The sequence below is a fragment of the Prevotella merdae genome, assembly GCF_900290275.1.
Classification (GTDB): Bacteria; Bacteroidota; Bacteroidia; order Bacteroidales; family Bacteroidaceae; genus Prevotella; species Prevotella merdae.
In genome coordinates, this window is the sequence record NZ_LT985323.1 from 1286632 (window position 1) to 1309871 (window position 23240).

Consider the following 23240-nt stretch of genomic DNA (forward strand, 5'->3'; position numbering starts at 1 on the left):
AAACGATTTACTTTTCGTTGCCCTCTCCCCACATTCCTATTGCAGCACTTGCTGCGAATAGGGTCATCATCATCGTCATCAACATAACTTTTTACCTTTAAACCATTAACCTAACTAAATTCTAATACCTTTCTTACTAATACCTCTACTACTAATACCTTGTCAACCTTCTACTAATACCTTTTATCTACTAATACCTCTCTTACTAATACCTTTCTTCTGTGCGTTATCCTTATCTTCTACCTTTTGTGTTATCCTTGAATCTTCTACCTTTGTTATCCCTAAATCTTCTACCTTGTTATCCTAAATCTTCTACCTTTGTTATCCATAATCTTTTACCTACTCTTGTGTGCGTTATCTCAATCTTTCATCTTGTCTTAGTCATCCTTTTCTACAATCTCCTACTTACCTCTTCAAAGACTTATATCGTTAAATTCTCTCAAAGATTTCTTTCACCTTCTATTTGAAATGTCTTATATAAGGATTGCCAACCTCTCGGTTTCCATCCTTTTGACAATGCAAAGTTACTACTGTTTGCGCACACACACAAGTATTATACTCAATATTTTGCTAATATAGCTTCCTTTTTGATGTAAGTCAACATTTATGTGCACGCACACAGAACAACACAACAACTATATATAATATACGTAACTTGCCGTGTGTATATATAAAAAAAGGGGCTGGACCCTTTCGCAAAGGCGCAACCCCAACTTAAACAACCAATAAAAGAAATAGATAGCTGTTAAGTGTTTTATGTCTGAATATTCCTTCTTATCGGATAAACAGAAGTTCGCGATACTTAGGCAGAGTCCAGAGTTCATCGGCTACGATAAGCTCGAGCTTGTCTATCTGATAGCGTATCTCCTCCATCTTAGGAGCCACAGTGTCGTGGTAGGCAATAGCCTTAAGATGTTCGTCCTCTATCTTATTGGCAACCTTGCGTGCGTTGACCAATTCTTCCACACCACTCTCAATAATCTGAGTGCGTTCAGCTATCTCTTCAATTATCTTCTTGTTGCGTGATGTCAGCTTGTCGGCTGTATCGGCAGGGAATATTTCGTACATGCTCTGTACATTCTTGGCAAGACGGCTTTGATAGTGAGTGCAGACTGGGATGATATGGTTCATAGAAAGGTCGCCGAATACACGTGCCTCAATCTGAATCTTCTTTGTGTATGTCTCCCACTTAACCTCGTTGCGTGCCTCAAGTTCCTTACGTGTCATAACGTTCTGGCTCTCGAACATCTTGATGGTAGCCTCGTCGAGATAGCGCTCGAATATCTTAGGACAAGAAGTCTCGCAGTCAAGACCGCGGCGCTTAGCCTCCTCAACCCATTCGTCTGAGTAGCCATTGCCATCAAAGTGGATTGGCTTGCAGAACTTAACATCCTCGCGTACAACATCAAGTATTGCACATACCTTGTCATAGCCCTTCTCGATAAGAGCGTCAACACGCAACTTGAAATCGTGCAAAGCCTCGGCTACAGCTGTATTAAGCACAATCATGGCAGAAGCACAGTTGGCCTCGGAACCTACAGCACGGAACTCGAAACGGTTTCCGGTAAAGGCAAATGGTGATGTACGGTTGCGGTCGGTGTTGTCTACAAGCAGTTCAGGAATCTCAGGGATATCAAGTTGTAATCCCTGCTTGCCGGCAATATCGAATAGCTCGTCCTTCTCGGAAGTCTCAATACGTGTGAGAATCTCTGTAAGCTGACGGCCAAGGAACGATGATATGATAGCTGGAGGTGCCTCGTTGGCGCCAAGACGATGGGCATTAGTAGCACTCATGATGCTGGCCTTAAGCAATCCGTTGTGCTTGTATACAGCCATCAAGGTTTCAACGATGAATACTATGAAGCGGAGGTTATCCATTGGGGTTTTGCCAGGTCCGTGTAGCAGTACGCCAGTATCGGTAGCAAGGCTCCAGTTCTCGTGCTTGCCCGAACCATTGATGCCGGCAAACGGCTTCTCGTGCAATAATACACGGAATCCATGATGACGAGCAATCTTCTTCATGAGCGACATGAGAAGCATGTTATGGTCGATAGCAAGGTTGGTTTCCTCGAATATAGGAGCAAGCTCAAACTGGTTAGGCGCAACCTCGTTGTGGCGAGTCTTGCAAGGAATACCAAGTTCGAGAGCATGAATTTCAAGATCCTTCATGAAAGCCTGCACGCGCTCTGGGATAGCACCAAAGTAGTGGTCGTCCATCTGCTGGTTCTTTGCAGAGTCGTGTCCCATAAGTGTGCGGCCAGTAAGCATAAGGTCGGGACGTGCCGAATATAGCCCCTCGTCAACAAGAAAGTACTCCTGTTCCCAACCAAGGTTTGATATAACCTTCTTTACCTCTGGATAGAAGTAGTGGCAAACATCAGTGGCAGCCACATTAACGGCATGCAACGAGCGCAGAAGCGGAGCCTTGTAGTCGAGAGCTTCGCCTGTGTATGAGATGAAGATAGTAGGGATACACAGTGTGTCATCAATGATGAAGACAGGCGATGTAGGATCCCAAGCCGAATAGCCACGTGCCTCGAATGTGTTACGTATACCACCGTTAGGGAATGAGCTGGCATCAGGCTCCTGCTGTACAAGCAACTTGCCCGAAAACTCCTCAATCATACCGCCCTTGCCGTCGTGTTCGATAAAGGCATCATGCTTTTCGGCAGTGCCTTCAGTAAGAGGCTGGAACCAGTGAGTGTAGTGTGTAACACCGTTCTCATCGGCCCACTGCTTGATGCCCTTAGCAACAGCATCGGCAATAGAACGGTCAAGTCGAGCACCATTGTCGATAACGTCGATGAGTTTCTCATATACGTCGCGCGGCAGATACTTGTACATCTTGGCACGGTTGAATACGTTCTTTCCGAAGAACTCTGATGGGCGTTCAATCGGTGTAATCACGTCGACGGGTTTCTTCTTGAAAGCGTCGGCTACAACATCAAATCTTAAATTTGCCATTGTTTTCTTTCTTTTATGTTGTTTACTGTTATTGTTCTAAATTTAAAGGGTGACTTTCTTAACTATCTCCATACATTATATAATATGAATCTTCTTTATGCCTTCTTTAGCCATTCCTTAATTCTTCGCATAGCCTCTTTGCAGTCTTCGCGATTGCCAAATGCAGTAAGGCGAATATAGCCTTCGCCACTCGGTCCAAATCCTACACCTGGTGTGCATACAACGCCTACAGCATATAGCATTTGCTCGAAGAACTTCCATGAGTCGGTACCATCTGGTGTCTTAACCCAAAGATATGGTGCATTTTTGCCTCCAAACACCTCGAAGCCCATAGCGGTAAGTGCCTCATGCATTATATTGGCGTTGCCCATATAATAGTTTATGGTTTCCTTTACCTGCTTTTTGCCCTCGGGTGTGTATATGGCAGCAGCGGCTCGCTGTGATATATAGCTTGTGCCGTTGAACTTGGTAGACTGTCGGCGATCCCACAAGTGGTTGAGGTTGATGCGCTCTTTGCCGTCGAGTGTAACAGCAGTTACATCCTTAGGTATTACTGTATATCCGCAGCGCACACCAGTAAATCCGGCAGTCTTTGAATAGCTGCGGAATTCGATGGCACATTTCTTAGCTCCCTTAATCTCGTAGATAGAGTGGGGGATGTCGTCCTCTTGTATGTATGCCTCGTAGGCTGCATCGTATAGGATAAGCGTGTCATTGTCGAGAGCGTACTTAACCCACTTCTTTAATTCCTCTTTTGGCAATACAGTGCCAGTTGGGTTGTTGGGGTAACAGAGGTATATCATATCAACGCGGTGGTCGGGAATCTGCGGTACAAAGTGGTTCTCGGCTGTGCACGGCATATAGTTTACGTTGCTCCATCTGCCGTTCTCAAGCACTCCGGCTCGTCCGCACATCACATTAGAGTCGATATATACGGGGTAGATAGGATCGGTAACACCTATGGAGTTGTCCCATCTTACTATCTCGCCTATATTGCCAGTATCGCTCTTGGCTCCGTCGTTAACGAAAATTTCATTAGGGTCGAGATGAATGCCGCGTGGCGCATAGTCGTTTTTGACAATAGCTTCGCGCAAGAAGTCGTATCCACGTTCAGGACCGTATCCTCTGAATGTTGCTTTACGTGCCATCTCGTCTACTGCCTTGTGCATTGCTTCAATCACTGCAGGGCAAAGCGGCTGTGTAACGTCTCCAATGCCGAGACTAATCACTCGTACCTGGGGGTGTGAAACCTTGAAGGCATTAACCTTCTTGGCTATGTCTGCAAACAAATAATTGTTTGACAGTTTCAAGAAATGTTCGTTTACTAAGGCCATATAATGTCTATTATTCTATTTTCATTTATTGGTGTTGTGTCTTACGATAAAATCACGGTAAGTCTATTTCTCCTTCGAAAGCGAAAGCTGCTGGTCCAGTCATATATACATGTCCATCGTTTTCGTTCCATTCGATGTGTAGCGTTCCGCCGTCCATAACAATATTGCTCTTGCGTGTAGCTCTATCGGTTAAGGCGGCTGCTACTGCTGTGGCACATGCTCCTGTACCGCATGCCATTGTTATCCCGCTGCCACGTTCCCATACTCTTGTGCGTATATCACCGTTGGGCATTACTTGCGCAAACTCAATATTGCAACGCTCAGGAAATGCAGAATCATTCTCCATTATAGAGCCATAACGGCTGATGTCGAGTGTTGCAATGTCGTCGACAAAGCACACAAAGTGCGGATTGCCCATTGATACAAATGTTCCACGGAATGTACGGAACTGTGCTGTAAGCTCATCACCGCATGTCTCGTCATATTGTTTCGGGTTGTGGAAAACCGGAGCAAGCATATCTACTGTAACACTTTCCACCTTATTATATATATTAAGGTGAAGCTCCAGAGTCTTTACACCTGAAAGAGTTTGCAGACGTATAGATGTCTTGTTGGTAAGCCCCTTTTCGTATAGATATTTTCCAATACAGCGAGACGCATTGCCACACATCATAGCTTCAGATCCATCTGCATTGAATATGCGCATGGAAAAATCGGCGTCCACTCCGTCATATGGTTTGCCTATGAGCACAAGCCCATCGCTACCTATTCCTGTGTGATACTTGCTCCAAGCTATTGAAGCTTCTGATGGGTTGGGAATATTATATTGTTGTGTATCCACATATATATAATCATTGCCAGCTCCATGCATCTTGGTGAACTTAACCGACCTTGCCATTTTGTTTGTCTTTTTACCTTAACGATTATCTATTTGCTTTTTACGATTGCAAAATTACAACTATTTGCGTAATAAGCAATAAAAACTGTTGCATTATTTGTGGTTAATTATCATTAAGTTTCGATTTGTAAGCATTTTTCTTGAATTTGCTTACAATATGATGGTTGTTTGTGTAGTATTTGTATCAAAATAAAATTTCGAATAAAATAAATCTGATAAAACGTTATAAATATATGCTTTTATATTTCGTTTTGTTGTAATTTTGCAGCGTAAAGATTGCAAAAGGAAACTTAAAAGTAATAATAACCAATAAAAAGAAAGTTGTATGAAGAAGATTGAAGCTATCATTCGCAAGTCAAGATTCGAAGATGTTAAGCAGGCATTGCTTGCTGCCGACATCGAATGGTTCTCTTATTACGATGTGCGTGGCATAGGCAAGGCACGTCAGGACCGTATCTATCGTGGTATAGTATACGATACGAGTTCAATAGAGCGTATCCTTGTGTCGCTCGTTGTACGTGACAAAAATGTTGAACGCGCTGTTAACGCCATACTTAATGCTGCACAAACTGGTGAGATAGGCGATGGCAGAATATTTATTATTCCAATAGAAGATGCTATACGCATACGCACCGGCGAGAGAGGCGACATAGCACTGTATAACGCAGAGCAGGAACGTTAGTAAATCGTAATAATGTAAATAGTAAGGATATGATGACTACACTACTTTCAGCATACACCCCTGTTTTAAACACAGGCAACACAGCCTGGATGATAATGGCAACTATTCTGGTGCTCCTTATGAGTATTCCTGGTATCGCATTGTTTTACGGCGGATTGGTAAGACAGAAGAATGTGCTAAGTGTGATAATGCAGACAATGCTCATTGTTGGTGTTGTGTCGCTGCTTTGGGTGGCTATAGGATATACTTGGGCATTTGGCACTGGATTTAAGGAGAGTGGTTCTTGGGCTTGGTTTTTTATGGGCGGACTCGACAAGGCGTTCTTGAAGGGTGTCACCATTAACAGTATTACATCTACTGGTATTCCCGAGCTTACGTTTGCAATGTACCAGTGTATGTTTGCTCTGATTACACCAGCACTTATACTTGGTGCCTTTGCAGAACGAATAAAGTTTAAAGGATATATGGTGTTTACTATTCTGTGGGTTATTATAGCCTATTTCCCCATGGCACACTGGGTATGGGGAGGCGGATTCTTGCAGGAGATGGGTGCGCTCGACTTTGCTGGTGGTACAGTGGTGCATATCAATGCTGGTATCTCTGCCCTTATTATGTGTCTTATGATTGGTCAGCGTGATGACTATAAAAAGGGACATGCCATACTGCCTCATAATGTAACGATAGTATTTATGGGTACATCGTTTTTGTGGCTTGGATGGTTTGGATTTAATGCTGGTAGCGGATTGGCAGCCGACGGACTTGCAGCCAATGCTTTTCTTGTAACACATGTGGCAGCAGCTGCAGCAGCTGTTACTTGGATGGCAATTGATTGGATGTGCAACAAGAAGCCTACTACGGTGGGTGCATGTACAGGTGCAGTGGCTGGATTGGTTGCTATAACGCCGGCTGCTGGCTCAACCGACCTTGTAGGAGCGTTTGCCATTGGTATCATAACACCGATAGTGTGCTTCATTATGGTAGCGGTTATTAAGCCTTTCTTTAAATATGACGATGCACTTGATGCCTTTGGCGTGCATGGTATGGGTGGTATTATTGGTTCAATACTTACAGGTGTGTTTGCGACATCTTCTGTAACTGGTGTTGGTGGAGCCGAAGGTGCTCTTTATGGCGATTGGCATCAGTTGTGGGTACAGATAGAGGCTACGTTGATAAGTATCCTATATAGTGCGGTTGTTACATATCTACTATATATATTGGTAGACAAGTTTATAGGAATGCGTGTATGTCGTAGAGTAGAGGAAGAAGGTCTTGACATCTACGAGCACGGCGAGAGTGCCTACAATTAATATTCTGACATATGAATACATATAAAGACATACGACACTAACCTTGAATAATGATTATTCTTTTGACCCGTTCCTCTTGCACAGTCTTTTAAGTGCAGGAGGAGCACCTTAAAAAAAGGCTTGTTGTCGTTAAATGACTAAAGATAGAAAACCAATAAAAGAATTATATATATGTGTGGAATTGTTGCAATGTTCAACTTACGGGAACAAACTCCTGAGTTGCGTGAAAAGGCTTTGCGTATGAGCCGTAAGATACGTCATAGAGGTCCTGATTGGAGCGGCATTTGGTGTGGAGGCTCTGCCATTCTTGCTCACGAGCGACTGAGTATAGTTGACCCTGAGTCTGGTGGACAGCCACTTATAGCTCCAGATAAAAAGCAAGTGCTTGCCGTTAACGGCGAGATATATAATCATAAGGATATACGTGCACGTTATGCAGGCAGTTACGACTTTCAGACAGGTTCGGATTGTGAGTCGATTCTTGCCTTGTACAGAGATAAGGGCATCGATTTTCTTGAAGACTTAAGTGGTATCTTTGCATTTGCTTTATACGACGTTGAGCGCAATGAGTTTCTTATCGCTCGCGATCCAATAGGTGTTATACCTCTTTATATAGGCTACGACGATGACGGTACTGTGTATGTGGCATCAGAACTTAAAGCTCTTGAGGGCGAGTGTCAGCGTTATGAACCGTTTCTTCCCGGACACTATTATTCGAGCCGAGAAGGCAAGATGACCAGATACTATAAGCGCGACTGGTTTAGTTATGATGCGGTAAAGGACAATAAGGCAAGTGTTGATGCTATACACGATGCACTTGAAGACGCTGTTAAACGTCAGTTGATGAGCGATGTGCCTTATGGTGTATTGCTGTCGGGTGGTTTAGACTCGTCTGTTATTTCAGCCATTGCCGAGAAATACTCTGAACGCCGCATAGAATCGAATGGTAAGGAGCGTGCATGGTGGCCAAGGTTGCACTCATTTGCTGTAGGATTGAAAGGCGCACCAGACTTGGCAAAGGCAAGACTTGTAGCCGATCATATAGGAACTGTACATCACGAGATAAACTACACAATACAAGAGGGACTTGATGCCATACGCGATGTAATTTACTTTATAGAAACTTACGATGTTACAACAGTGCGAGCATCAACACCTATGTATCTGTTGGCACGTGTAATAAAGTCGATGGGTATAAAGATGGTGCTTTCGGGTGAGGGAGCTGACGAGATATTTGGTGGCTATCTGTATTTTCACAAGGCTCCTAATTCAAGGGCTTTTCATGAAGAAACGGTGCGAAAACTGTCTAAATTGCATCTTTACGACTGCTTGCGTGCTAATAAGAGTCTTTCGGCATGGGGGGTGGAAGGACGTGTGCCATTCTTGGATAAGGAATTTCTTGATGTTGCGATGCGTACCAATCCTAAGGCAAAACTATGTTCTGGCAATACAATAGAGAAGAAGATTGTGCGTGAGGCATTTGCAGATATGCTACCAGAGGAGGTGGCATGGAGACAGAAGGAACAGTTCAGTGATGGTGTTGGATATTCTTGGATAGACACACTTAAGCAAATAACAGCATCGTTGGTAAGTGATGAACAGATGGAACATGCAGCCGAACGTTTCCCTATCAATCCTCCAAGATGCAAGGAAGAATATTATTACCGCTCAATTTTTGCCTCGCATTTCCCATCAGACTCGGCAGCTCGCTCTGTACCAAGTGTACCAAGTGTAGCTTGCTCAACAGCTGAGGCTCTGGCTTGGGACAAGTCATTCTGTGGTATGAACGATCCAAGTGGCCGTGCTGTTGCAGGTGTACACGAAAAGGCATACTAACTAACCTATCTAAACAGAATAATCTAATTTGTTAAATGACAAGACAACCTTAAATGAAAACGCGCCCGAAACCAAAGAATATAGGTTTCGAGCGCGTTGTTTTATTTATATTGCTTTATTCAAGCAACCTTATTAGTCGAGCTGAGCGAGCTTGTTGTCAGAACCGAGCACGTCAATGATCTTGTGCTTGTACATCTGCTCCATGAGGTCGCGAGCAGGACCGCAGTACTTACGTGGGTCGAACTCACCTGGTTTGTCATGGAATACCTTACGTACAGCAGCTGTAAAGGCAAGACGAGAGTCAGAGTCGATGTTGATCTTGCAAACTGCAGAAGCAGAAGCCTTGCGGAGCTGCTCCTCAGGAATACCAACAGCGTCAGGCAACTTGCCACCGTACTCGTTGATCATGTCAACATACTCCTGTGGTACAGAAGAAGAACCGTGGAGAACGATTGGGAATCCAGGGAGCTTCTCCATGATCTCGTCGAGAACATCGAATGCCAATGGAGGAGGAACGAGCTTGCCAGTCTTCGGGTCGCGTGTGCACTGCTCCGGAGTGAACTTGTAAGCACCGTGTGAAGTACCGATAGAGATAGCCAATGAGTCAACACCAGTGCGGCTTGTGAAGTCGATAACCTCCTCAGGCTTTGTATAGTGGCATACATCTGAAGAAACCTCATCCTCTACACCAGCCAACACACCGAGCTCACCCTCTACAGTTACGTCGAACTGATGAGCATACTCTACAACCTTCTTTGTAAGAGCGATGTTCTCCTCGTAAGGAAGAGCTGAACCATCAATCATTACTGAAGAGAAACCAAGGTCTACACAGCTCTTGCAAAGCTCGAAGCTGTCACCGTGGTCGAGGTGAAGAACGATCTCAGGATGCTTGCAGCCAAGCTCCTTAGCGTACTCAACAGCACCCTCTGCCATATAGCGGAGAAGAGTCTCGTTGGCATAGTTACGTGCACCCTTAGAAACCTGAAGGATAACCGGTGACTTCAATTCTGAAGAAGCCTTGATGATAGCCTGAAGCTGCTCGAGGTTGTTGAAGTTGAATGCAGGAATTGCATAACCACCCTTGATGGCTCTTGCGAACATATCACGTGTGTTCACCAAGCCCAATTCTTTGTAGTTTACCATAATTGTTATTTGTTTTTTATAAAACGTTGTTATCGTTATTCTGTTTTTTTTAGAAGCAACATTCGTGCCATTCGAGCATTTGGCATTATATGAATTTAAAATGTTGCCTTTTCACGTGCAAAGTTAATATTTTAATTTGTCACAACAAAGCGTAGAATGTTTTTTTTATGTTTCCTTTAACTTACAAATTTCTTACAATTAGATTTTGTAATACTTACTTTGCAAATTAAGGTTTAATAGGAATATATTTTAGAGGCAAGATAGTCATTTTGTATTAGTAATACGGGTTTGTCTGTTTTTGCTATATTAATTTATTTGTATCCTCAGTATGGATATGTTTGTATCTACTGCATAGATATTTGTATTAAATGTATGGTTAAGATGAGACATGTGGACATAAAAAAGGGGCTCCGCTGAGTCCCAATCTTGTTAACCTTAAATCTAATACCATGAAAAACATTGCAAATTTATAGTTTTTAATGCAAATGGCAAAACATTTGTAACATTATCTTTATAATAATGTACACGAGAGGATGATTTATTGATATATATCAATGTAAAAACTGATATGTATGGCAATAAACGCGCGAAAAAAGCGTTATTAAAATACAATGAAACAAATATCCCTTATTATATATATGTGTGTCATGGCACTTATGCCGACATGGGCACAAGAGCGTACGGTAGAGAATCGTCCGTATACCGACTTGCGTCCGCTTCACTTTGGTGTGGTGGTAGGTACGCATATGCAGGATATGGAGTTGGTTAATGCCGGACCGCAGATGATAACACTTGACGATGGCTCTACGCAAGAGACGCTTGTAAGTGTAGACCAAAGTCGTTGGGACCCAGGAATAAATGTGGGTGTTATTGCAGAGATGCGACTGTCTACATACTTTCAGTTTCGTGTGGCTCCTATGATGTATTTTGGTTCGCGTCATATTGTATTTCGTGACTTAAAAACACTTGATGCCAACGAGCAACCTACAGAGACACGCCGTGAGATGAAGTCGGCCTATATAGCATGTTCTGGTGATATAATCTTCTCAGCTCCCCGTTTCAACAATCATAGGCCATATCTTATGGCTGGTATTGCACCTATGTTCAACCTTAGCTCTAAAAGTAGCGACTACTTAAGGCTAAAGCGTCAGTCATTCAATATTGAGGTAGGAGTAGGTTGCGACTTTTATCTGCCATACTTCAAACTACGTCCTGAGCTTAAGTTTGTATATGGATTGGGTAATGTGCTCGATACTAAACACCCGAATGAGTTGCGTGACAAGAATCTGCTGAAGTTTGCTAAGTCGGCTTCAGAGGCGAGAACAAAGATGATAGTAATGAGTTTCTACTTTGAATAAAACAACTATACAATTATGAACAAAGCAATTAACACAAACAATGCACCAGCCGCTATCGGCCCTTATTCACAGGCTATAGAGGCTAATGGTATGGTGTTCACATCAGGTCAGTTACCTATTGATCCTGCTACAGGTGCTTTTGCCGAAGGCGGTATTAAGGAGCAGACACGTCAGTCGTTAACCAATGCACAGAACATCTTAAAGGAAGCAGGTACCGATCTTGGTCATGTGGTTAAGACTACTGTCTTCCTTAGTGATATGGACAACTTTGCTGCTATGAACGAGGTCTATTCTGAGTTCTTCGTTCAGCCTTTCCCTGCACGCTCGGCTGTAGCGGTTAAGACTTTGCCAAAGAATGCACTTGTTGAGGTTGAGTGTATTGCGGTGAAGTAGAATATTTTAATGTAGTTTTTATAAACAATAAAAACCGTTGGGCTGAATGTCCAACGGTTTTTTATGTTTATCCCCTAACCAAATGCCATGCTTCTCTTATCCAAAGCACGAAGCTTGAGCCAATGATTATTATAATCCAGTCTTGCAACGACAGTCCAATGACATTGAAGAACTGTTGCAGCACCGGTGTTTCCACCATTATAATCTGTCCAACTATAATAATGCCCGATATATACAGCAGACCGCGACATCCTTTGAAGTGCAAGGCAGAGCGATGTGTCTCGAATGCACGTGCGTTGAACAGATAGAAGAAGTGAGTCATCACGAATATTGTGAATAGCAATGTAAGTTCATACTCAGACAAATTTCCCTCTGTCCAGAACGACAATGTGCCAATACCAGCAAACAGAGCCTGATAGTTTATCGATATCATATCTGTAAGACTCTGCACGTCAGCATGCTTGAATACAAGTAGGAAGAAGAACAACATCACAAAGAAGAATCCACCCACACCGAATATCTCTGAGAGCATAGGACGGTCTAGAATGAATGCTTCACGGTTGCGAGGCTTGTCTGCCATAACCCTTTCAGATGGTGGTAGTGATGCAAGAGCCATAGCTGCAAAGGTGTCCATAATAAGGTTTATCCACAACATCTGGGTAACGGTGAGAGGAGACTCAGTTCCCATAAATGCGCCAATAAGTACTATGAGGCATGCAGTAACATTGACCGTAAGCTGGAAAAGCAGGAATCGTTGTATATTCTGGTACAGCGAGCGTCCCCACATCACAGCCTTGCCTATTGATGCAAATGAGTTGTCGACAATGGTAATGTCGCTTGCCTCTTTTGCAACGGATGTTCCGTCTCCCATAGACAAGCCTACTTGGGCTGCTTTCAAGGCTGGAGCGTCATTAGTTCCGTCACCGGTTACGGCTACAACCTGACCTTTCTTCTGTAGCGACTCAACAAGTCGTTTCTTGTCCATAGGTCTGGCACGGGCTATAATCTTAAAATCGAGCACACGATTCATAACCTCTTCGTCGGTAAGAGCGGCAAACTCAGGACCTGTAATAATGTTATTGTCGGTGTCGGCATCAGTCCAAAGACCTATCTGTCTACCAATCTCACGAGCAGTAGCAGGTGTGTCGCCTGTTACAATCTTGATGCTTATGCCGGCATCAATACATTCCTTTACGGCAGCAGGTACATCGGCACGTACGGGGTCGGCAATAGCAGCAATGCCAATAAAGTGTAAATGTTCGGCAGCCACCTTACCGTCTGCAATAGCCACTTCGTTCTCGTCAAGTATATCAAATGCAAATCCCAGTGTGCGCATTGCACGGTTCTGATATTCCAGAAGTTGCTTCTCAATACTACCGCCAGTAGCTCCCTCGCCAGCAGTCTTGCATAGAGAAAACACTATTTCTGGTGCTCCCTTTACATATATAATACGTTTGCCGGGCATCAGGGCCGACTTTACTACAGTTGCCATATACTTGCGTTCGGTGGTAAATGGTAGCTGTTCAGTAACTTCGGCTTCTTCGCGCACTTTGCGATAGTCGATGGCATGACTATTTAGCCACAGCAACAGTGCACCCTCTGTAGGATTGCCAAGTACACGTGGATGTTCTGGGTCAGTAAAGTCGAGCTGTGCTGTAGAGTTTACAGCAATGCCTTCGGTCACGGCCGAACTATCTGGAGCAACGCCATAGAATTGAGCATCGTCCACACGCATCTGGTTTTGAGTAAGAGTACCTGTTTTATCGGTACATATAACCGTAGTTGCGCCCATCGTTTCACAAGCGTGCATCTTGCGCACAAGGTTGTTTGTTTTCAGCATTCGGCGCATACTGTAAGCCAAACTTAGTGTTACAGCCATTGGTAGACCTTCTGGTACTGATACCACTACCAATGTAACGGCAATCATCAAGGTTTGCAACACGTATGCTATGAACGGCATAAGGTCGAATCCCTGGTATGAGGGTGAGAAGAAATATATAAGTATTCGGCCCACGATAATGCCTACACCTACAACATAACTCATCTTAGCTACCCATTTGCCAAGGCTGTCAAGTTGTTCGTCAAGAGGAGTACGTACAGAGTTGTCTATTTGTACAGCCTCAAACACTTTACCTTGTTCGGTGGCATCGCCAATAGCTGTTACACGCATGATGCCGTGTCCCTCCATAACCTTTGTACCCTTCATTACGTGGTTGGACGCAAATGTTGCCTCTTTGTCGAATAGGCTCTCGTCGGTAGTCTTAGGACACATAGGCTCTCCAGTTAGTGACGACTCGTCAATGCTAAGCTGTATAGATTCCAACAACTCGCCATCAGCTGGCACTTCCTCGCCAGTGTTCAGCACAACGATATCTCCTACCACAATATTGCGTCGTGGCACTTCAGTGATGTTTGATTGGCGAATAACTTCAACGGGTTCGTCATCATTAACCTGGTTGAGTATGGCAAATTCCTTGTCGGCTTGATATTCAAAGTAGAAAGAGAGACCAGTGGCGAGCAATATGGCTACAAATATGCCACCAGGTTCAAAGAATACAGCTGCTCCATGTCCCAGTCCTAAGTACTCGTAGAACGAAATGCCAATCGAAAGCACTCCAGCAAGGATAAGGATGATGATAAGTGGATCTTTGAATTTGTCAAGAAACTGCAGCCATATAGGTTTCTTGGCAGGCGGCGTAAGCACGTTTTCGCCATGTTCTTTTCGGCTGGCTTCTACCTCTTGAGCAGAAAGCCCAGTGTAGTGATGTCTTGTTTCCATTGTTGATTATTGATTGTGATTTTTGTTAATGCTTCTGTAGGTAGTGTATCCTTTAGCTTATGGAAATATTACCCGCTTTGCAAAGGTAACAATTTTACCAAATAAAAAGATATTAATAACAATACAATTGTGTTACAATTATAAAATAAAATGAGTACATTTGCCAATGATATACAACTGTGTTGTATTATACAAGTCATATGCTATGGCATTTGCGTGGTTTACATAGTATAAAACCTATACATTATATATATAGTATGAAACAATCAACAATCTTTGCTATTGCCGCAGCGCTGTTTGCTTCTACATCAGCCGTGGCACAGGTTAGTTATCCGCCCGCTCAAAAGGGCACGACAGTAGATGAATACTTCGGCGAGAAGGTGGCAGACCCATATCGTTGGCTTGAGGATGATATGAGTCAGCTGACTGCCGATTGGGTAAAGGCCGAGAATGCTGTAACTCGAAAGTATCTCAACAGTATCCCTATGCGAGCCAACATTCTAAAGCGTCTTAAGGAAACTGTTAACTATGAGAAAAGTGGCATACCGTTCGAAAAGAACGGCAAGTGGTATGTGCACCGCAACAATGGATTGCAGAACCAATATGTGCTTTATCAGATGGATCGTCCCGATGCTCCTACCTCCGAACAACGTGTATGGCTTGATCCAAACAAACTTAGCAATGACGGAACTGTGGCTCTTAAGGGTGTCTATTTCTCTAACAATGGCCGATATATGGCTTATGTCATATCGCGCAACGGTTCAGATTGGGAAGAGATATACGTAAAGGACTGTCAGACTGGTGCCGATACCAGCGATCATATCGTGTGGGCTAAGTTTACTGGTGCCACTTGGTTGGGCGATGGCTTCTATTATAGTGCATACGATGCGCCCGAGAAAGGTAGGGAGATATCCGCCAAGAACTCGGTACAAAAGATCTATTATCACAAGATGGGCACACCGCAGTCGGCAGATGAGTTGTTTTATATGAATCCTACTCAGCCTTTGCGATTCTATGGCGTTAGCGTTGATCGTGACGAGACTGCTATGATGTTGACAGAGTCGGGTATGGACAATGGCAACAACCTATATGTTCGCGACCTTAAGAAGCCAAATTCGCAGTTCATACAAATGTGTGCCGATACACGATATCAGTATGCTCCTGTTCAGACAGTTGACGGCAAGATATACATACTAACCAATGCAGGTGCTCCAAAGTATCGGCTTATGGTGGCTGATATCGCACGTCCTGGCTTTGTCGATTGGCGTGAGGTGGTAGCTGAAAGCGAAGATGTGCTACAGGATGTAACTTTTGCCGACGACCGTATGATTCTGAAGTACTCTAAGGACAATTGTACCCAGCTCTACACATATACAGTTGACGGCAAACGTACAGGCGAGATAAAGTTGCCTACATATGGCACTGCATCCATCAGTGGCAAGCGTGGAAGTAAGGAAGTATTCTATGACTTTACGTCATATACCATACCCAACTCGGTTTATCGTTACGACCTTGCCACGGGCAAGAGCACTGTACTGTTTACACCGAATATAAAGTTCCGTACACAGGATTACGTAACCGAGATGCAGTTCTATACAAGTAAGGACGGTACACGTGCTCCGCTCTTCATCACATATAAGAAGGGACTTAAGCTCAATGGCAAGAATCCTTTGTTGCTCTACGGTTACGGTGGCTTCAACCTTACTTTAAGCCCGTATTTCCTAACCAATTACATTCCGTTTATGGAACGTGGCGGTGTATATGTGCATGCTGTTTTACGTGGTGGCGGCGAGTATGGCGAAGACTGGCATGTGGCAGGTACAAAGATGCAGAAGCAGAATGTGTTCGACGACTTTATATCAGCAGCCGAGTATCTTATCGACAAAAAGTACACATCAAGCGAACGTCTTGCAATACAAGGTGGCAGCAATGGCGGATTGCTTGTTGGCGCTTGCATGACTCAGCGTCCCGACCTTTTCCGTGTATGTCTTCCGGCTGTAGGTGTGATGGATATGTTGCGCTATCACAAGTTTACTATAGGTTGGAACTGGGCACCCGACTATGGAACCTCAGAGGATTCTAAGGAGATGTTTGAGTATCTTAAGGCCTACTCGCCTTTGCATGCACTTAAGCCTGGAACAAGTTATCCTGCTACTCTTGTCACTACAGCCGATCATGATGACAGAGTTGTGCCAGCTCACTCGTTCAAGTTTGCGGCACGTCTGCAAGAATGTCAGTCAGGAACTGCTCCTGTGCTTATCAGTATAGAAACAAATGCCGGACATGGTGGCGGCAAGCCTCTTGCAAAGCGTTTGGAAGAACAAGCCGACTTGCTGAGTTTCACATTATGGAATATGGGAGTGAAGAAGTAAAAAATAAACTTAAAAAAATAGGAGTTACACAAAGTGTAACTCCTATTTTTTTATAAGTTTTCTTGCAAATTCAATTATTGTATCTTCTCCACGCAGTAGGTCGTCTTGCGATAGAGAGACAGAATAGTCTGGATCAATACCGAATTCGGTAGGTTGTTTGTCGCGGTTGTACATCGGACATGCCGAGAAGCGTATGTTCCATCCTATAGGCAACTCGGAAGAGTAGGGCATACCAGCTCCTCCACCAGTGCGGTCGCCAACAATCGTAACATTAGGGCAACACTTCATGTACTTTACAAACTCGTTTGCGGCGCTGTATACCGATCGGTTAGTCAATACAACGGTGTGTTTCTGCCATCTAACTCCCTTGCCAGGTTTAAGCCATTGCTCCTCCATAGCCGAGAACTCGTTGTGTCCTTTGCCAGTCTTATGCTGCATATATCCCACAAGAATCTTCTCGTTGGTGAATCTTGCCGCCAATTGCTCAGCCGATGAAAGCATTCCACCGGTGTTGTCACGTAAGTCTATAATAAGTCCATTGCATGGTGCGAGGTAGAAGAGTATATCGTCCAGATTGCCTGCACCAATGCCATTGGCAAATGACGAACATTGTATATAGCCCGTGTTGTCGTCAAGTCGGCGGTATTTCATACCTGATGCAATGCGATAGTCGGTACCAAGATAGCGTCTTATCAGAGTATCGCTTACGTTAGACGGATAATCTTCATGCCATGACCAGTTGCGTGCTATGTCCCACGACGAGTACATATTGACGTGTCCGTCACGCAGTTCGGCAAGCATATTGCCTAAAACCTCAAACATTTGCGTGTCGGTCATACCGTCATTTATCTGCTTTGAGTACTTATCATGAATAGCGTCCCAGTTGAGTCCATACTCTGCTTGCTTGTATTCGAAGAAACAATAGTGCTCGTCAATAATTTTCCACAGAGCCTCAAAATTGCCTCGTGGATTGTCGGCATACTCATGTTCGTCTACACATGCCGACATACTGAATATGGCTATACATGCTATAGCTATATTCAGACACTTGCGGCAAAATCTATTAAATGTTATGCTCATTTATGAATGTAAAAGTTTTTCTACTTCTTCAATGCTAAGCCCCGTTCCCTTAGCTGTCTGTAGAACATCAAGTCCCATATCCAATAGACGTTTGGCAGTAGCAAGCTTTTCTTCGGCCATACCTTTAGCCATACCTTTAGCCATACCTTCTGCCATACCTTCTGCCAAGCCTTTCTCTCTTCCTTCAGCCAAACCTTTCTCTTGGGCTGCAATCTCAGCCGCTGCCATACATGCCATATTGTCACGTGCAATCCAAAGGCTATTTTCATAAGCCTCCCATTCCTTTTTTGTCAGTCTATGGCTGTCGGCATACTCTTCCAATTGCTTGAATATTTCCTTCTGTGCCGTAAACGGCATCCTGCTTAATGCTTCCATATGCTTTAAAACGTAAATCCATTTATCAAAATCTGTATCACATTCATCCACCTTCTTTTCGAAAAGTGGAAGTACCAAATAGATGAAGCGAAGTTTGTTTGACGCTATCTCTCCGCTTTCCTTATCCGCCAGAACTATATCGGTTCTGAACTTATCAAGCTCTTCTTTGTTCGAAGTGTAATTCATAAAGCAGACGGTGTATATAGGTAGAAACCTGTATGCGTCTTGCTGTTCTGTCTTACCTTTGTCCACTTGCTCGAGTACACTTCTACACGCATAACAGATGGAGCGGTCGAGAAAGTTCGGCTGCCATCTGTTTTGCATCTCCAATATAAAGCGTTCACCTGTGTCGGTTTCGCAATATACATCATAGATTATTCCTCGCTGGTCTTTGGTTGAGGGCAATTCTTCCTTGTCCCTAAAAACTACATTCTTTACTTGAAGTTCTCCAACCAACAAATCATTAAGAAAGCTAATCAACAAGTCTTTGCTGAATTCCTGTCCGAAGAGTCGTTTGAATCCCCAGTCAGTAAAAGGATTTATGTATTTTCCCATAGTGACGAGTTTTAGATGTCTCAATGCAAAGATATTGATTTTCTGTGAATTTAGTATTGTTTAAGCTTGTTTTTTCTTCCAAAAACTTGGCTAATACATGAAAGTAATGTCTACTTGTTCAGCATATACTCCAATTGTCTTACCTGCTTGTCGGCATTATGTTTGCGTTGAGTTGTCATTCCCTCAGCCTTAAATCCGTCAAGTTCTTTCTGTAATGCGTTATACTTGATGTTCTGTTTCTTTTCCTTGTATTCTTGGCGAAGGATATAAATCTTCTCGGCATCCTGCAGACCTTCTACAAAACGTTCGAAGCGTATACTTGAACGTGGACCTGGATATATACTATAACAGTCGCCCGAAGCCCAAGTGCGGAAGCGTGAGTCGCATAGTGGGTTTTGTGTCCAACTATTGTACGACCAACGCAGATAACCGTCATAGTCGGCAGCCACAGCATGTATGGCTGTCCATGTACCCTCGGCTGGAGGCGAGAATGTAAAGGTATTAGGGAATCCCTCTACACAGCATGTATAGTAGGTGCTAATCTTGCCTTCCTTGCGACGGCGTTCCTTAACTGGTGTCGGGTAATCGTTTCCGTAGGGTATACTATAATAGTATAGATCCTTTTCAATCTCGTCGTGATATGTACCTGCAAGTGTAATCTTGAAATCGGGGTCGGCATCCTTGATAACCTTTATAGCAGCCTTCATTGCTTCCATCGGACGTTCGTCCATAGATATTGCAGTTTTCTCGAACCATCCTTTTGCGCGCAGATGCTTGGCAAAGTCTTTGAGGAACACGCCCCAATACTCTGTGTAGGCATTGTCGCCGGGTTTAGCCTTTACAAATTGTATGCGATTGGTAGCCTCGTCGTAGTAGTCGAACTGCAAGTTCCATGGAATCATGGTGTAGCAAGATATAAGTCTATCGATGCCCACCTCGTTCATCATAAACTCCACCCAACGGTCGAACACAGCATAATCGTATGTCCATGATCCGTCAATGTGTCGTATGCGTGTAACCATCGAGTCGAAGTGGTCCTCAGTCTGTCCATTCCACGGCTTGTGCATAATGCTAGTAGTAATTGAATATTGTCCAGCATCACGCAGCATTCGCATAATTGGACGCATGGCATCAAAATGCTCTTTGCTCCATAGCGGCACGTTATAGTAGCGAGCCACCGAGTAAGGGTTCTGCCAAAGGTCCAAGTTGAGGTGCCATTGTTGAGCGTCGGGCAGAGTATGTGCCAATACCTCTAAGTTTACCTCAAGATGTTGCGCCTTCATATTCGATGCACTAACAGTCATTGTTCCGATATATTTGCCGGGTTTGGCGTTGCGTGGCACGTTGATACATAGCCATAGCGGTTGTGTGGTCTTGCTCTTTACGGGCAACGATGCGTTAATGTCGAGCACATCAGCCACGAGAACCGAGTCGTAGTCGGCAGGTTTGCGGTGTCCGCAACCCGAACCATCAGGATTAAGACAATCGCCCATAACGTATCTCACAAAGTGTGTGCTTAGTGCCGATTGTGGTATAACGTCTTTGTCCGATTTAAGAGCCGACATCTCAATACGCACATCATCAAGATTACCTTTGGTCCAAAGCACAGCCTGTGCATTGACACGTTCGCCTCGCCATGCCTTGAGCAAGGCTTTGTGTTGCTGCTTGACAGCGGGCACATCATACTTGTTGTAGCGTATATCGGTAGAGCCCCAGCTTAGTTGTACTGGTGTCTGCACCTTTGCCCATTGCGTCTCGTAGTTGGCAGGCAAAGGATAGTTGGGCTCGTTATAGGTTCCGAGAGGTGCCGCAGTAGTTTGCGCAGTGGCAATAGTGGTTATTGCGCAGAAGAGTAGGGTGTTAAGAATTCTGTTCATTCAGGTTTGAATTTATTGTTTAAACAAGTTTAGGTCTGTCGAAAAATATATGATATATGATGCAAAGTTAATGATTTTAGATTGAATAGGAAGCAATATTTTCAAGTATTATATATTAAATGGCAAAGTAATCGATGGAGTGATGTAATGAAATATCGATTAAGAACAATGTAGATTTTATGATATAAAGATTCCAATAGGACGGGTCGGGTCTGGTCAGGAGTCAAATCTAACATGAGCATCAATATATAATCTGACATCATTGAATCTACTTTTGCCATCTATAAGAGCAAAAAGTCACCGAACAAGCTGTACGGTGTAACGTCTTTTGTTCTGACGATACCGTTATATTCAAAAGTCTCGAACAAATCCGTTACAAAAACAATTAATTTCAAAGAGCGCATTGTAAATGTTAAATTGAAGGACATCAGTACTTGGTCAACCGAGCACTTGTCCAAAAGCTGAGTAACAGAACGAACCAAAACGCTTAGGAAAGTGAGCTAAAATTGGTACAACGAACTGGACACCCTACCTATTATTTATACATTAGGCGGATTTTACATCATAAAAATGTCCAATAAAAGTATATTGTATTACTTTGCCAAGTATATTGTATTACTTTGCTAAGTATATTGTATTACTTTGCCAAGTATATTGCTCATTTATAAAAATAAATATGATGAATACATACTTAGGTATTTGTAATATGTAGAAGCAAGGGCAATAAACCAGGGGAAATGTCGTTATATAATGTACAATGAAACGATTAGTCAGTATTATATATATGTGTTTGGCGGTGATCTTGCTGTCTCCGCCCAGGACCGAACGGTAGAGAACCGTCCGTATACCGACTTGCGTCCTTTGCATTTTGGTGTATTAGTGGGCACTCATGTGCAGGATGTGGAGTTGATGAATGCCGGTCCGCAGATAATTGTGGCGATGACGGTACACAGTAGGAGGCGCTTGTCACTACCGACCAAAGCCGTTGGGACCCGGGCATAAACGTGGGAGTGCTTGGCGAGTTTCGCCTTTCACAGCATTTCCAGTTTCGTGTTGCTCAGATGATGTATTTCGGTTCGCGCCACGTTGTGTTCTGCGACCTCAAGACGTTAGACGTAATGGCAAGCCCGAGGAGTTGCATCAGGACATGAAGTCGGCATATATAGCTTGCTCTGCCGACATTATTTTTGCCGCGCCACGCTTCAACAACCATCGTCCTTATCTCATGGCTGGCGTGTCGCCAATGATAAACCTCAGTTCCAAGACCAGCGACTACCTTAAGCTCAAGCGTCAGACGTTTGCCCTGGAAGTGGGCATGGAATACGATTTCTATCTGCCTTTCTTCAAATTGCGGCCTGAGCTTAAGTTTGTTTATGCTCTTGGCAACACGCTCGACACAAAGCATCCGCAGGAGATTCGCGACAAGAACCTTCTGAAGTATGCCCAGTCGGCATCCGAGACCAAGACCAAAATGGTGGTGTTCAGCTTCTATTTTGAGTAGTGAGATAAAGGTAGTCGTTGAGCACAGTGGTGAGAAACTCGCGGCTGTTGCCCCAGTCGGCATTGGCAGGCATTTGTATCACCCGAGCTACTTTGGCGGCAAGACTTTCTATACGTTCGTCAGATGCCTTGGCATCTGGTGCTACAGTGCGGCGCAATATGTTAGCTTGGTGAGGCGACAGTTGCGCCGCATTGTCGTATGTGGGCTTATATCCTCGGCGGGCGTAGGCAAATTCGCCAAGCGAGATGTGCATGCGGCTCATGTCGGTTTGGCGTATCACCATAGTGCCAGCAGCAAGGTCGCCAAGCCGTTGGTGGCGGCGTGTGGCGAGTATGAACACCAGTCCCAGGCAGCTCATCCATATATCAACAATCTCGCACACATATCTTAGAAACAGCGCGCCTGCCGTTGGCGACGAGCCGTCGGCCATTACCACACGTGTCTTCATGGCATATTTTCCCACGGTCTGTCCGTCAAACAGCAGTTCCGAGAGGAATGTGTAGGCAAGGGCAGGCAGAAACACGAGAAACACGTAAATGCCCTGCATGACATCGTCGCTGAATCCTGGGGTGTGGCGCAGGAATGTTCCTGTGGCGTACAAATATACAGATATCAGCACAAGGTCGATGATGCGCCCCACGATGCGGTCGCCTACGTTTGCTGGAGTCTGCTCTATGCAGACAAAATTGCCTGTTGTAATGTCCGACATATATTTTCTGTTGATTTTTGATTGCAAAATTAACTTTTTTCTTTAAATTTGCCATTCATAAACACAATTATTTTAAC

The 23240-nt window shown here is 44.0% G+C and carries 15 protein-coding genes and 1 pseudogene; 7 read left to right on the top strand and 9 right to left on the bottom strand.

Annotated features, from left to right (window positions below):
- Positions 1 to 774 precede the first annotated feature (774 nt).
- The 3 genes from C9991_RS05150 to dapF form a co-directional block, all read right to left on the bottom strand.
- Positions 775 to 2964, bottom strand: coding sequence for a glutamine synthetase III family protein (locus tag C9991_RS05150; protein WP_106811494.1), 2190 nt, complete (start codon positions 2962 to 2964; stop codon positions 775 to 777).
- Positions 2965 to 3059: 95 nt separating this feature from the next.
- The gene (locus C9991_RS05155) at positions 3060 to 4298 is read right to left on the bottom strand and encodes an LL-diaminopimelate aminotransferase (protein ID WP_106811495.1); all 1239 of its coding nucleotides are present in this window, start codon (positions 4296 to 4298) and stop codon (positions 3060 to 3062) included.
- Between the two features lie 52 nt (positions 4299 to 4350).
- A complete protein-coding gene (gene dapF / locus C9991_RS05160; protein WP_106811496.1) occupies positions 4351 to 5196 on the bottom strand; it encodes a diaminopimelate epimerase in 846 nt (281 codons plus the stop codon).
- A 325-nt stretch (positions 5197 to 5521) separates the two neighbouring features.
- Between dapF and C9991_RS05165 the strand changes: the two genes are divergently transcribed.
- From C9991_RS05165 to asnB, 3 genes are all read left to right on the top strand, one after another.
- Positions 5522 to 5878: a P-II family nitrogen regulator gene (locus C9991_RS05165; protein WP_106811497.1), complete on the top strand. Its 357-nt coding sequence runs from the start codon at positions 5522 to 5524 to the stop codon at positions 5876 to 5878.
- Between the two features lie 29 nt (positions 5879 to 5907).
- On the top strand, positions 5908 to 7185 hold the full coding sequence (locus tag C9991_RS05170) for an ammonium transporter (RefSeq protein WP_198643752.1): 1278 nt from the start codon (positions 5908 to 5910) through the stop codon (positions 7183 to 7185).
- A 171-nt stretch (positions 7186 to 7356) separates the two neighbouring features.
- Positions 7357 to 9021: an asparagine synthase B gene (gene asnB, locus C9991_RS05175; RefSeq protein WP_106811498.1), complete on the top strand. Its 1665-nt coding sequence runs from the start codon at positions 7357 to 7359 to the stop codon at positions 9019 to 9021.
- 132 nt (positions 9022 to 9153) lie between these two features.
- Here asnB and C9991_RS05180 read toward each other — a convergent pair whose 3' ends face one another.
- Positions 9154 to 10164, bottom strand: coding sequence for a class II fructose-bisphosphate aldolase (locus C9991_RS05180; RefSeq protein ID WP_106811499.1), 1011 nt, complete (start codon positions 10162 to 10164; stop codon positions 9154 to 9156).
- Between the two features lie 611 nt (positions 10165 to 10775).
- Between C9991_RS05180 and porT (C9991_RS05185) the strand changes: the two genes are divergently transcribed.
- Both porT (C9991_RS05185) and C9991_RS05190 read left to right on the top strand, forming a co-directional pair.
- The gene (porT, locus tag C9991_RS05185) at positions 10776 to 11522 is read left to right on the top strand and encodes a type IX secretion/gliding motility protein PorT/SprT (RefSeq protein ID WP_106811500.1); all 747 of its coding nucleotides are present in this window, start codon (positions 10776 to 10778) and stop codon (positions 11520 to 11522) included.
- Between the two features lie 15 nt (positions 11523 to 11537).
- Positions 11538 to 11915, top strand: a complete 378-nt coding sequence (locus C9991_RS05190) for a RidA family protein (RefSeq protein ID WP_106811501.1) — start codon at positions 11538 to 11540, stop codon at positions 11913 to 11915.
- Between the two features lie 67 nt (positions 11916 to 11982).
- On the opposite strand, the gene C9991_RS05195 is transcribed toward C9991_RS05190, so the two are convergent.
- Positions 11983 to 14694: a calcium-translocating P-type ATPase, PMCA-type gene (locus tag C9991_RS05195; RefSeq protein WP_106811502.1), complete on the bottom strand. Its 2712-nt coding sequence runs from the start codon at positions 14692 to 14694 to the stop codon at positions 11983 to 11985.
- 257 nt (positions 14695 to 14951) lie between these two features.
- On the opposite strand from C9991_RS05195, the gene C9991_RS05200 reads away from it, so the two are divergent.
- On the top strand, positions 14952 to 17066 hold the full coding sequence (locus C9991_RS05200; protein ID WP_106811503.1) for a prolyl oligopeptidase family serine peptidase: 2115 nt from the start codon (positions 14952 to 14954) through the stop codon (positions 17064 to 17066).
- A 42-nt stretch (positions 17067 to 17108) separates the two neighbouring features.
- On the opposite strand, the gene C9991_RS05205 is transcribed toward C9991_RS05200, so the two are convergent.
- From C9991_RS05205 to C9991_RS05215, 3 genes are all read right to left on the bottom strand, one after another.
- Positions 17109 to 18074, bottom strand: a complete 966-nt coding sequence (locus C9991_RS05205; protein WP_232823263.1) for a S41 family peptidase — start codon at positions 18072 to 18074, stop codon at positions 17109 to 17111.
- Positions 18075 to 18146: 72 nt separating this feature from the next.
- Positions 18147 to 19076 (bottom strand): Rpn family recombination-promoting nuclease/putative transposase, encoded by a 930-nt coding sequence (locus C9991_RS05210; RefSeq protein WP_106811505.1) that lies wholly within the window; start codon positions 19074 to 19076, stop codon positions 18147 to 18149.
- A gap of 110 nt (positions 19077 to 19186) precedes the next feature.
- Positions 19187 to 20953, bottom strand: coding sequence for a DUF4091 domain-containing protein (locus C9991_RS05215; RefSeq protein WP_106811506.1), 1767 nt, complete (start codon positions 20951 to 20953; stop codon positions 19187 to 19189).
- A 757-nt stretch (positions 20954 to 21710) separates the two neighbouring features.
- Between C9991_RS05215 and porT (C9991_RS05225) the strand changes: the two are divergent.
- Positions 21711 to 22454: pseudogene (porT, locus tag C9991_RS05225) on the top strand (type IX secretion/gliding motility protein PorT/SprT).
- Here porT (C9991_RS05225) and C9991_RS05230 read toward each other — a convergent pair.
- On the bottom strand, positions 22435 to 23163 hold the full coding sequence (locus tag C9991_RS05230; protein WP_106811507.1) for an RDD family protein: 729 nt from the start codon (positions 23161 to 23163) through the stop codon (positions 22435 to 22437). The pseudogene porT (C9991_RS05225) and the gene C9991_RS05230 overlap by 20 nt on opposite strands.
- Positions 23164 to 23240: the final 77 nt, after the last annotated feature.